Source organism: Pseudomonas sp. GW456-L12, assembly GCF_059424045.1.
This window is the reverse complement of the sequence record NZ_JBWKZA010000045.1, coordinates 25,189-36,429: the sequence shown is the minus strand read 5'-3', so window position 1 is coordinate 36,429 and position 11,241 is coordinate 25,189. Positions and strand designations below refer to the sequence as shown.

General features: G+C 63.5%; 9 protein-coding genes. 7 read left to right on the top strand and 2 right to left on the bottom strand.

Going from position 1 to position 11,241, the window contains the following annotated elements; genetic code table 11:
* Positions 1-168 precede the first annotated feature (168 nt).
* Both AC07Y9_RS30350 and aptA read right to left on the bottom strand, forming a co-directional pair.
* Positions 169-1,662, bottom strand: a complete 1,494-nt coding sequence (locus tag AC07Y9_RS30350) for a CoA-acylating methylmalonate-semialdehyde dehydrogenase (RefSeq protein WP_007930704.1) — start codon at positions 1,660-1,662, stop codon at positions 169-171.
* A gap of 140 nt (positions 1,663-1,802) precedes the next feature.
* Positions 1,803-3,152: an omega-aminotransferase AptA gene (gene aptA, locus AC07Y9_RS30345; RefSeq protein ID WP_102680507.1), complete on the bottom strand. Its 1,350-nt coding sequence runs from the start codon at positions 3,150-3,152 to the stop codon at positions 1,803-1,805.
* Between the two features lie 126 nt (positions 3,153-3,278).
* Here aptA and AC07Y9_RS30340 point away from each other — a divergent pair, with 126 nt between their 5' ends.
* The 7 genes from AC07Y9_RS30340 (at position 3,279) to AC07Y9_RS30310 (ending at position 11,236) form a co-directional block, all read left to right on the top strand.
* Positions 3,279-4,199, top strand: coding sequence for a LysR family transcriptional regulator (locus AC07Y9_RS30340; protein ID WP_007930700.1), 921 nt, complete (start codon positions 3,279-3,281; stop codon positions 4,197-4,199).
* A gap of 132 nt (positions 4,200-4,331) precedes the next feature.
* Positions 4,332-5,726, top strand: a complete 1,395-nt coding sequence (locus AC07Y9_RS30335; protein ID WP_102680508.1) for a uracil-xanthine permease family protein — start codon at positions 4,332-4,334, stop codon at positions 5,724-5,726.
* A gap of 88 nt (positions 5,727-5,814) precedes the next feature.
* Entirely contained in the window at positions 5,815-6,477 is a 663-nt protein-coding gene (locus tag AC07Y9_RS30330; RefSeq protein ID WP_102680509.1) for a TetR/AcrR family transcriptional regulator, read from the top strand.
* A gap of 12 nt (positions 6,478-6,489) precedes the next feature.
* A complete protein-coding gene (locus AC07Y9_RS30325; RefSeq protein ID WP_102680510.1) occupies positions 6,490-7,071 on the top strand; it encodes an IMPACT family protein in 582 nt (193 codons plus the stop codon).
* A 551-nt stretch (positions 7,072-7,622) separates the two neighbouring features.
* Positions 7,623-9,188, top strand: coding sequence for an ABC transporter ATP-binding protein (locus AC07Y9_RS30320; RefSeq protein WP_102680511.1), 1,566 nt, complete (start codon positions 7,623-7,625; stop codon positions 9,186-9,188).
* Positions 9,189-9,203: 15 nt separating this feature from the next.
* Positions 9,204-10,310, top strand: coding sequence for an ABC transporter permease (locus AC07Y9_RS30315; protein ID WP_087092520.1), 1,107 nt, complete (start codon positions 9,204-9,206; stop codon positions 10,308-10,310).
* Entirely contained in the window at positions 10,310-11,236 is a 927-nt protein-coding gene (locus AC07Y9_RS30310) for an ABC transporter permease (protein WP_007930689.1), read from the top strand. Before AC07Y9_RS30315 ends, AC07Y9_RS30310 begins: the two co-directional genes overlap by 1 nt.
* Positions 11,237-11,241 lie beyond the last annotated feature (5 nt).

The following is an 11,241-nucleotide window of genomic DNA, read 5'->3' as shown; positions in this document are numbered from 1 at the left end:
TTGAATCTCAAGGAGTTTTCCGTTTCGACTGCGCCGGAAGTGGGGCGAATTATAGACGTCCAGAATCTGCCGTCAACACTTATTTTCACAAATCTGTCATATCAGTCAAAAAGCCCCTAAAAGCAAAGGCCGCCCCCAAGGGGGCGGCCTTTAATACCCTTCTACTTATTACAAGCTAGGGAAGGCGAACTGCGAGGCTTCATGACTGGCACGCTGCGGCCAACGTTGAGTGATCGCCTTGCGACGGGTATAGAAACGCACACCGTCCGGACCGTAGGCATGCAGGTCGCCAAACAGCGAACGCTTCCAGCCGCCGAAGCTGTGGTATGCCACCGGTACCGGCAGCGGTACGTTGACCCCCACCATCCCGACTTCAATCTCGTCACAGAATAGGCGCGCCGCTTCACCGTCACGGGTAAAGATGCAGGTGCCGTTGCCATATTCGTGATCGTTGATCAGTTGCATGGCCTCTTCCAGGCTGTTCACCCGCACAACGCACAGCACCGGCCCGAAGATCTCTTCTTTATAGATGCGCATTTCCGGGGTGACGTTGTCGAACAGGCAACCACCGAGGAAGAAGCCTTCTTCATGGCCCGGCACGCTCAGGCCACGACCGTCGACCACCAGCTTCGCGCCCGCCTTCACGCCATCCTCGACATAACCGCTGACCTTGTCCCGCGCCTGCCCTGTGACCAGCGGCCCCATGTCCAGACCACAGGACGTGCCGGCACCGATTTTCAGCGCCTTGATCTGCGGTACCAGCTTGGCCACCAACGCATCGGCCACCTGGTCGCCGACACACACGGCAACCGAGATCGCCATGCAACGCTCGCCGCAGGAACCATAGGCCGCGCCCATCAAGGCACTGACCGCGTTGTCCAGGTCGGCATCCGGCATCAGCACGGCGTGGTTCTTCGCGCCGCCCAGTGCCTGCACGCGTTTGCCGCGCTTGGTGCCTTCGGCGTAGATGTATTCGGCAATCGGCGTCGAACCAACGAAGCTCAGTGCCTTGACTTCCGGCGCTTCGATCAGCGCGTCCACCGCGGCCTTGTCGCCGTGCACCACACTCAGCACGCCTTTCGGCAGGCCGGCTTCCAGCAGCAGCTGGGCAATCAGCAGGGTCGAACTCGGGTCACGCTCGGATGGTTTGAGGATGAAGCAGTTGCCGCAGACGATCGCCAGCGGATACATCCACAGTGGCACCATCGCCGGGAAGTTGAACGGGGTGATGCCGGCAACCACGCCCAGCGGCTGGAAGTCGGACCAGGCATCAATGTTCGGGCCGACGTTGCGGCTGTACTCGCCCTTGAGGATTTCCGGAGCGGCACAGGCGAACTCGACGTTTTCGATACCGCGCTTGAGCTCACCGGCGGCGTCTTCCAGGGTCTTGCCGTGTTCTTCGCTGATCAGCTGGGCGATGCGCGACTCGTTCTGCTCCAGCAATTGCTTGAAGCGGAACATCACCTGGGCACGCTTGGCCGGCGGCGTGTTGCGCCAGGCCGGGAAGGCAGCCTTGGCGGCATCGATGGCGCTCTGGATGGTTTCGCGGCTGGCCAGCGGCAGCTTGTGGATCGCCTGACCAGTGGACGGATTGAACACATCGACCGCGCGACCGCTCTCGGTCACCAGTTCACCATTGATCAAATGCGGGATAACGCTCATCGGGGAACTCCTGAAGTTGTCCACAGGCGCCCGCCAAGGGGCGCCTGCTCTATATAGATGACTTTGAATATGAGCCAAACCACGATGGCGCCTATAAGTACGCCATCGCGAGCAAGCTCAGCTCCTACAGCTTTGGGGAATCAGTCGAGCTTGTTCAGCACTTCGCCGACGGCATCGAACAGACGGTCCAGATCCTGCGGCTTGCTGTTGAAGGTCGGCCCGAACTGCAGGGTGTCGCCGCCGAAGCGTACGTAGAAACCGGCTTTCCACAGGGCCATGCCCGCTTCGAACGGACGCACGATGGCATCGCCATCGCGCGGGGCAATCTGGATGGCACCGGCCAGGCCGTAGTTACGGATGTCGATGACATTCTTCGCACCCTTGATGCCGTGCAGTGCCTTCTCGAAATGCGGTGCCACGTCAGCGACGCTCTGCACCAGGTTTTCTTTCTGCAACAGATCCAGTGCCGCCAGACCGGCCGCGCAAGCCACTGGGTGCGCCGAGTAGGTATAGCCGTGGGGGAATTCCACCGCGTACTCGGGGGTCGGCTGGTTCATGAAGGTCTGGTAGATCTCGGAGCTGGCAATCACCGCGCCCATAGGAATCGCGCCGTTGGTGACTTGCTTGGCGATGCACATCAGGTCCGGGGTCACGCCAAAGCTGTCGGCACCGAACATCTTGCCGGTACGGCCGAAACCGGTGATCACTTCGTCGAACACCAGCAGGATATTGTGCTGGTCGCAGATTTCCCGCAGGCGCTTGAGGTAACCCTGTGGCGGCACCAGCACGCCAGCGGAACCGGCCAGAGGCTCGACGAACACCGCGGCGATGTTGGAGGCGTCATGCAGTTCGATCAGCTTGAGCAGTTCGTCGGCCAGCGCGATACCGCCCTGCTCCGGAATGCCACGGGAGAACGCGTTGCTTGCCAGCAGGGTGTGCGGCAGGTGGTCGACATCCATCATCGCCTGGCCGAACAGTTTACGGTTGCCGTTGACCCCGCCGAGGCTGGTGCCGGCAATGTTCACGCCGTGATAGCCACGGGCACGGCCGATCATCTTGGTCTTGGTCGACTGGCCTTTCAGGCGCCAGTAGGCGCGCACCATTTTCACCGCGGTATCGGCGCATTCGGAACCGGAGTCGGTGAAGAACACATGGTTCAGATTGCCCGGGGTCAGCGCGGTGATTTTCTCGGCCAGCTGGAACGACAGCGGGTGACCGTACTGGAAGCCTGGCGAGTAATCGAGGGTGCCCAGTTGCTTGGCCACTGCCTCCTGGATTTCCTTGCGGGTGTGGCCGGCGCCACAGGTCCACAGGCCGGACAGCGAGTCATAGACCTTGCGCCCCTTGTCGTCGACCAGCCAGCTGCCTTCGGCGGCGACGATCAGGCGCGGATCGCGCTGGAAGTTGCGGTTGGCGGTGTAGGGCATCCAGTGAGCATCGAGCTTGAGCTGGCTGGCCAGGGAAGCTGGAGCGTTTTCATGCATGTTCATGGGGCAAAACCTCGCAGGGCAATAAGCGGCGCAGGGATCGGAAAGCGTTGTTGCAGCTAAGTTGCCACGGCTATAAAGTCGGTGAAATCCAACTTTTATAACCTTCAATCAGTGGCCCACTAAACTATGAGCAGCCGTCGCGCCGACCCGCTGGCGCAAGTCAGCGACTTTGATATCCGCCTGCTGCGGATCTTTCGCAGCGTGGTCGAGTGCGGTGGCTTCTCCGCCGCGGAAACTGTGCTCGGCATCGGTCGCTCGGCCATCAGCCAGCAGATGAGCGACCTCGAGCAACGCCTGGGCCTGCGCCTGTGCCAACGCGGACGCGCCGGTTTCTCGCTGACCGAAGAGGGTCGCGAGGTATATCAATCGGCCCTGCAACTGTTGAGCGCCCTGGAAAGCTTTCGTACCGAGGTCAACGGCCTGCACCGGCACCTGCGTGGCGAACTGATCATCGGCCTGACCGACAACCTGGTCACCCTGCCCCACATGCGCATCACCCATGCACTGGCGCAACTGAAGGAGCGCGGGCCGGACGTGCAGATCCAGATCCGCATGATCGCCCCCAACGAAGTCGAACAAGGGGTGCTCGACGGCCGCCTGCATGTCGGCGTAGTGCCCCAGGCCAGTGCCTTGTCCGGGCTGGAATACCAACCGCTGTACAGCGAACGCTCGCTGCTTTATTGCGCCGTCGGCCACCCGCTGTTTTATGTCGACGACAAGCAACTGGATGACCGGCGCCTCAACGAGCAGGACGCCATCGCCCCGACCTTCCGCCTGCCCGCCGAGATCCAGGCCCATTACCAGGCGCTCAATTGCACCGCCAGCGCTTCGGACCGCGAAGGCATGGCGTTCCTGATTCTCACCGGACGCTACATTGGCTACCTGCCGGACCACTACGCCAGCCTCTGGGTCCAGCAGGGACGACTGCGCGCGCTCAAGCCCGGTTCACGTTTTTATGACCTGAGCCTGGCATCGGTCACACGCAAGGGCCGTCGCCCCCATTTGGTGCTGGAAAGCTTCCTGGACAGCCTGGCGGCCACCCGCTGAAAAAACCTACGACACTATAAAAGCCCCACCCCCATTGCCCCATAACGGCAAACACACGCAATAACCTGAGCACTTGGACAGCTTTTTGCAGGGCACGATGACCTTGAACCATCAGCCCTGAGTTCCCCGTCCATGCAGCCAGACACCTTGCGCCAAAGCGACCTGATCTACGGTCTCGACGATCGCCCGAAACCACTCGCCGCGATCCTCGCCGCCCTGCAGCATGTGCTGGCGAGTTTCGTCGGCATCATCACCCCGCCGCTGGTGATCGGCTCGACCCTGGGCCTGGGCGCCCACCTGCCCTACCTGATCAGCATGGCGCTGATGGTTTCCGGCGTCGGCACCTTCATTCAGGCGCGTCGGCCGTTCGGAATCGGCGCGGGGATGATCTGCCTGCAAGGCACCAGCTTTGCCTTCCTCGGCGCGGTGCTGTCCGCAGGTTTTCTGGTCAAGCAACGGGGCGGCAGCCCGGAAGACATCCTGGCGATGATTTTTGGCGTGTGCTTTTTCGGCGCGGCGGTGCAGATCGTCCTGAGCCGCTTCATCGGCCAATTGCGCCGGGTCATCACGCCGCTGGTCACCGGCATCGTGATTACCCTGATCGGTGTCAGCCTGATCAAGGTCGGCATCACCGACCTGGGCGGCGGCTTCAATGCCGCGGATTTCGGCGCGCCGGGCAACCTGGCGCTGGGCCTGTTGGTGCTATTGACCATCATCCTGCTGAACCGCTCGAACACGCCCTGGGTACGGCTGTCGGCGATCATCATCGGCCTGGCGCTGGGCAGCCTCGCCGCCTGGTTCAGCGGCAAGCTGGTGCCCCAGGCGTTGCCCGACCTGCCGCTGATCAGCCTGCCGACGCCCTTCCGCTTCGGTTTCAGCTTCGACTGGACGGCGTTCCTGCCCGTGGCGCTGATCTACCTGATCAGCACCCTCGAAACCGTCGGCGACCTGACCGCCAACTGCATGCTCGCCCGCCAGCCCATCAGCGGCCCTTCTTATATAAGCCGGCTCAAGGGCGGCATTCTCGGCGACGGCGTCAGCTGCATGATCGCCGCGACCTTCAGCGCCTTCCCCAACACCACCTTCGCCCAGAACAACGGGGTGATTCAGCTGACCGGCGTGGCCAGCCGCCATGTCGGGCTGTACATCGGCCTGTTGCTGTTTTGCCTGGGCCTGTTTCCACTGATCGGCGCGGTGCTGCAGCAAATCCCCAAGCCAGTGCTCGGCGGCGCCACCCTGGTGATGTTCGGCAGCGTCGCTGCGGCCGGCGTGCGCATCCTCGCCCAGGCACCGCTGGACCGGCGCAGCATGCTGATCATCGCCACCTCCTTCGGCGTCGGCCTGGGGATCGCGGCGCAACCGAACCTGCTGCACCTGTTGCCCAAGGTGGTGCAGAACCTGTTCGATTCGGCGATCACCAGCGGCGGCCTGACCGCAATCCTCATGTGCCTGTTGCTGCCGGAAGACCGGGCCGCGCTGCGTGACGCAAATCCGGCCGGTGAAAGCGACACCCTGGAACCGCTTTAAGGGTTTTCTGCCCATTAAGGCTTGTCTGAGGCCTGTGGGTGCGCTATCAACGCACTGCTTGCACCCACAGAACAGCTCGGAAACGCCTATGACCCTTGAAGTCCCAGCCCACGCCGGCCCTCAAACCGCCAAGCCCGCCAGCCGTATTCGTCAGAAAAACGAAGAAGCGATCATCAAGGCCGCCGAAGACGAGTTCGCCCGTCACGGTTTCAAAGGCACCAGCATGAACACCATCGCGCAGAATGCCGGCCTGCCCAAGGCCAACCTGCATTACTACTTCACCAACAAGCTTGGGTTGTATGTCGCGGTGCTGAGCAACATCCTCGAGCTGTGGGACAGCACCTTCAACACCCTGACCGCCGAGGACGACCCGGCCGAAGCGCTGACCCGCTACATCCGCGCCAAGATGGAGTTCTCCCGGCGCCAGCCGCAGGCCTCGCGAATCTTCGCCATGGAGATCATCAGCGGCGGCGAATGCCTCAGCGAGTACTTCAGCCAGGACTACCGCGCCTGGTTCCAGAGGCGCGCCGCGGTGTTCCAGGCCTGGATCGACGCCGGCAAGATGGACCCCGTGGACCCGGTGCACCTGATCTTCCTGCTGTGGGGCAGCACCCAGCATTACGCCGACTTCGCCACCCAGATCTGCCGCGTCACCGGTCGCAGCAAGCTGACCAAGCAGGACATGGAAGACGCCGGCAACAACCTGATCCGCATCATCCTCAAGGGGTGCGGCCTCAAGCCTGCCTTATAAAGAACACAACGCATGCCCTTTACCCTCGCCGGCCTTTGCGAATACCGCGAAGAGATTCGCAAAAGCCGCTTTATCGCCCTCGCCGCGCCAATCAGCAGCGCGACCGAGGCCCAAGCCTTTATCGAACGGCACAGCGATCCCAATGCCTCCCACAACTGCTGGGCCTGGAAACTCGCCGAGCAATACCGCAGCAGTGATGACGGCGAGCCCGGCGGCACCGCCGGCCGCCCGATCCTCGCGGCCATCGAAGCCCAGGACTGCGACCAGGTCGCGGTGCTGGTGATTCGCTGGTACGGCGGCATTCAGCTGGGCACCGGCGGCCTGGCCCGCGCCTATGGCGGCAGCGCCAACAAATGCCTGCAAGGCGCCGAACGCATCGAACTGATCAGCCGCGTAGCCCTGCGTTGCGCCTGCAGCTTCGGCGAGCTGGCACTGGTCAAGCTGCGGGTCGCCGAACTCGGCGGGCTGCTGGTCGAGGAACACTTCACGGCCAACGGCGTAGAACTGCAACTGGCCCTGGGCGAAAGCCAGATCGCCACCTTGCAAAGCCAGCTGGCCGACCTGAGTCGCGGGCGCATCCTCTTGCAGCGCTGAGCGCACCAATACGCACCAACGCCTCGAAATCATCCTGTGCACAACGGCCCGGTGGATAGCCGACTTGCCCACACCTGCTGTGCACCCGACTGTGGATAACCTGAGCACACTTGCCTGTAACCCTTCTGTCACGTGGCTTTGCAGCGATTGCTCACTTTTCAGCCAATCACCCGCCAAAAACATATTTTTCAAACTAAAACAGTAAGTTAGCGTTGTTTATCGCTTTTAGAAGAAAGCCACACAGTGCTTATGCCCGGCCTTCGGGCTTGCACACAAATACTGTGGAACAAGCTGTGGATAACCCGTGCAAGGCTGCGCCAGCCGCATAGAGCGCAAGGCTTGCAGGCACCTGATCATTTTTCGACCAGACCGTTCGGGCAAAACCGCCGCCGTTTCAAGCACCTTGCCCTGAACTGGTGCCGAACAGCGGTGCAGGTAACGAGCAAAGGGGGCACGAGGCCGCAGTTCATCGGGGTCTCGGCAGTTTCCTGACTTACTGGCCAGGAAATTGCTTTATCCACCGGCATAACGTTCAGCACCCCGAGTCCGTCATGCCCAACCCTGCTCCCATCCCCGCTGCAACACCCCGCCTGCAACTGCGCGGAATCACCAAGCGTTATCCCGGTTGCCTGGCCAACGACGGGATCGACCTGAGTATCCAGCCGGGGGAAATCCACGCCCTGCTCGGTGAAAACGGCGCCGGCAAAAGCACCCTGATGAAAATCATCTACGGGGTGACCCAGGCCGACTCGGGCGAGGTGATCTGGCAGGGACAGCATCAGCTCATGCGCAATCCGGCCCAGGCGCGCAGCCTGGGAATCGGCATGGTGTTCCAGCATTTCTCGCTGTTCGAGACCCTGACCGTGGCGCAGAACATCGCCCTGGCCATGGGTGCCGCGGCCGGTACGCCGAAGCAGCTGGAGCCGAAGATCCGCCAGGTCTCGCAGCGCTACGGCATGGCCCTGGAGCCGGAACGCCTGGTGCACAGCCTGTCCATCGGCGAACGCCAGCGGGTGGAGATCATTCGCTGCCTGATGCAGGACATCCGCCTGCTGATCCTCGACGAGCCGACCTCGGTGCTGACGCCCCAGGAAGCCGACGAACTGTTCGTCACCCTACGCCGCCTGGCCAGCGAGGGCTGCAGCATTCTGTTCATCAGCCACAAGCTCGGCGAAGTCCGCGCCCTGTGCCACAGCGCCACGGTGCTGCGCGGTGGACGGGTGGCCGGGCACTGCATACCCGCCGAATGCTCGGACCAGGAACTGGCGCGGCTGATGGTCGGCGAAGCCGCGAGCCTGATCACCGATTACCCGAAGGCCAAGGGCGGCGAGGCCTTCTTGCAGGTACAGAAACTGTCCTGGCCCAATCCGGACCCGTTCGGCTGTTCGCTCCAGGACATCGACCTGGACGTGCGCAGCGGTGAAATCGTCGGCATCGCCGGGGTCGCCGGCAATGGCCAGGACGAACTGCTGGCCCTGCTCAGCGGCGAACAGCGTCTTGGCCGTACCGCCGCTTCCACCCTGCGCTTCGCCGGCCAGTACGTTGCCCATTTGCATCCCGATGCCCGCCGCCGACTGGGCCTGGCGTTCGTCCCGGCCGAGCGCCTGGGCCACGGCGCCGTACCGGAACTGAGCCTGGCGGACAACGCCCTGCTGACCGCCTTCCAGCAAGGGCTGGTGAGCAACGGCCTGATTCAGCGCGGCAAGGTGCTGGCCTTGGCCGAGGACATCATTCGCCGCTTCGCGGTGAAAACGCCGGACAGCCAGACCGCCGCCCGCAGCCTGTCCGGCGGCAATCTGCAGAAATTCATCCTCGGCCGGGAAATCCTCCAGCGCCCCAGGCTGCTGATCGCCGCGCACCCGACCTGGGGCGTCGACGTCGGCGCCGCCGCGACTATCCACCGGGCCCTGGTGGCCCTGCGCGATGCGGGCGCGGCGATCCTGGTGATCTCCGAAGACCTCGATGAACTGTTCCAGATCAGCGATCGCCTGGCGGCCCTGTGCAGCGGTCGCCTGTCGGCCCTCAAGGCCACCGCGGACACCAGCCTGGTCGAAGTCGGCGGCTGGATGGCCGGCCAGTTCGATACCCCCGTCCACTTATCCGCTCAGCCAGCGTAACGGAGCTGTTTATTTATGCTGCTTTCTCTCGAACCCCGCGGCCAGCAATCGCGCCTGATGCTCTGGTGCTCGCCGCTGTTGGCCGCGGCCCTGACCCTGGGCTGTGGCTCATTGCTGTTCGTCGCCCTGGGCCACGACCCGCTGGAAACCCTGCACACCTTGCTGATCGCCCCGATCAGCGACCTGTATGGCGTCTCCGAACTGCTGGTCAAGGCCCTGCCGATCCTGCTCTGCGCCCTCGGCCTGGCCGTGGCGTACCAGGCGCGGATCTGGAACATCGGCGCCGAAGGCCAGTTGCTGCTCGGCGCCCTGGCCGGCAGCGCCCTGGCGGTGAACATCATCGACCTGCAAAGCCGCTGGGCGCTGGTGCTGATCCTGCTCACCGGCACCCTGGCCGGCGCCGCCTGGGCCGGCCTCACCGCCTGGTTGCGCACACACTTCAATGCCAATGAAATCCTCACCAGCATCATGCTCAACTACATCGCCCTGAACCTGCTGCTGTACTGCGTGCACGGGCCGCTGAAAGACCCGGCCGGGTTCAACTTCCCCGAGTCGGCGATGTTCGGCGATGCCAGCCGCCTGCCGCTGCTCCTGGAAGACGGCCGGGTGCATGCCGGGGTGTATTTCGCCCTGCTGGCCCTGGTGGCGGTGTGGGTGCTGCTGCAAAAAAGCTTCGTCGGTTTCCAGATCAAGGTGCTGGGGCTGGACAAGCGCGCCGCCGGCTTCGTCGGTTTTCGCGAGAAGCGCCTGATCTGGCTGGCGCTGCTGATCAGCGGTGGGCTGGCCGGCCTGGCCGGGGTGTGCGAAGTCACCGGCCCCATCGGCCAGCTGGTGCCCCAGGTATCGCCCGGCTATGGCTATGCGGCGATCACCGTGGCCTTTCTCGGCCGCCTGCACCCGATCGGCATTCTGTTCTCCAGCCTGCTGATGGCGCTGCTGTACATCGGTGGCGAGAACGCGCAGATGAGCCTCAACCTGCCGCAAGCCATCACCCAGTTGTTCCAGGGCATGATGCTGTTCTTCCTGCTGGCCAGTGACGTGCTGATTCTCTATCGGCCGCGCCTGAACCTGCGCTGGGCACGTCGCGCCGCCAACCCTTGCGTGCAGGCAGGAGCGCTGTGATGGATATCGATCTGTTGAGCAATATTTTCTACGCCATGATCCGCTGCGGTACGCCGCTGCTGCTGGTGGCCCTGGGCGAACTGATCTGCGAGAAGAGCGGCGTCCTCAATCTCGGCCAGGAAGGCATGATGCTGTTTGGCGCGGTGATCGGTTTTATCGTCGCCCTGAACAGCGGCAACCTGTGGCTCGGCGTGCTGCTGGCGATGCTCGCCGGGATGCTGCTGTCATCGCTGTTCGCCCTGGTGGCACTGGTGTTCAACGCCAATCAGGTGGCCACCGGCCTGGCCCTGACCATCTTTGGGGTCGGGCTGTCGAGCTTCGTCGGCGCCAGTTGGGTCGGCAAACCGCTGGCCGGGTTTGAACCCATGGCGATTCCGCTGCTGAGCGAGATCCCCTTGATCGGGCGCATGCTGTTTGCCCAGGACCTGCTGGTCTACCTGTCCTTCGCCCTGTTCGCCCTGGTGGCCTGGGTGATTCTGAAAAGCCGGGTCGGCCTGATCATCCAGGCGGTCGGCGAAAACCCCGACGCGGCCAGCGCCATGGGCCTGCCGGTGCTGCGGGTACGCACCCTGGCGGTGCTGTTCGGCGGCGCCATGGCCGGCCTGGCCGGGGCATACCTGTCCCTGGCCTACACACCGATGTGGGCGGAAAACATGAGCGCCGGGCGCGGCTGGATCGCCCTGGCGCTGGTGGTGTTCGCCAGCTGGCGGGTGTGGCGCCTGCTGCTAGGCGCCTACCTGTTCGGCCTCGCCAGCATCCTGCACCTGGTGGCGCAAGGCCTGGGCCTGGCGGTCCCCTCGAACCTGCTGGCGATGCTGCCGTATGCCGCGACCATCCTGGTGCTGGTGCTGCTGTCCCGGGATGCGCTGCGCACTCGCCTGTATGCGCCGGTGTCGCTGGGGCAGCCGTGGCAGGCGGGGCGATAGGTGGC

Bases quoted from the DNA above. Each gene is read 5' to 3' on its own strand.
- AC07Y9_RS30320 (WP_102680511.1), top strand. From the start codon at position 7,623: ATGCCCAACCCTGCTCCCATCCCCGCTGCAACACCCCGCCTGCAACTG.
- AC07Y9_RS30325 (WP_102680510.1), top strand. From the start codon at position 6,490: ATGCCCTTTACCCTCGCCGGCCTTTGCGAATACCGCGAAGAGATTCGC.
- AC07Y9_RS30340 (WP_007930700.1), top strand. From the start codon at position 3,279: ATGAGCAGCCGTCGCGCCGACCCGCTGGCGCAAGTCAGCGACTTTGAT.
- AC07Y9_RS30335 (WP_102680508.1), top strand. From the start codon at position 4,332: ATGCAGCCAGACACCTTGCGCCAAAGCGACCTGATCTACGGTCTCGAC.
- AC07Y9_RS30315 (WP_087092520.1), top strand. From the start codon at position 9,204: ATGCTGCTTTCTCTCGAACCCCGCGGCCAGCAATCGCGCCTGATGCTC.
- AC07Y9_RS30310 (WP_007930689.1), top strand. From the start codon at position 10,310: ATGGATATCGATCTGTTGAGCAATATTTTCTACGCCATGATCCGCTGC.
- AC07Y9_RS30350 (WP_007930704.1), bottom strand. From the start codon at position 1,662: ATGAGCGTTATCCCGCATTTGATCAATGGTGAACTGGTGACCGAGAGC.
- AC07Y9_RS30330 (WP_102680509.1), top strand. From the start codon at position 5,815: ATGACCCTTGAAGTCCCAGCCCACGCCGGCCCTCAAACCGCCAAGCCC.
- aptA (WP_102680507.1), bottom strand. From the start codon at position 3,152: ATGAACATGCATGAAAACGCTCCAGCTTCCCTGGCCAGCCAGCTCAAG.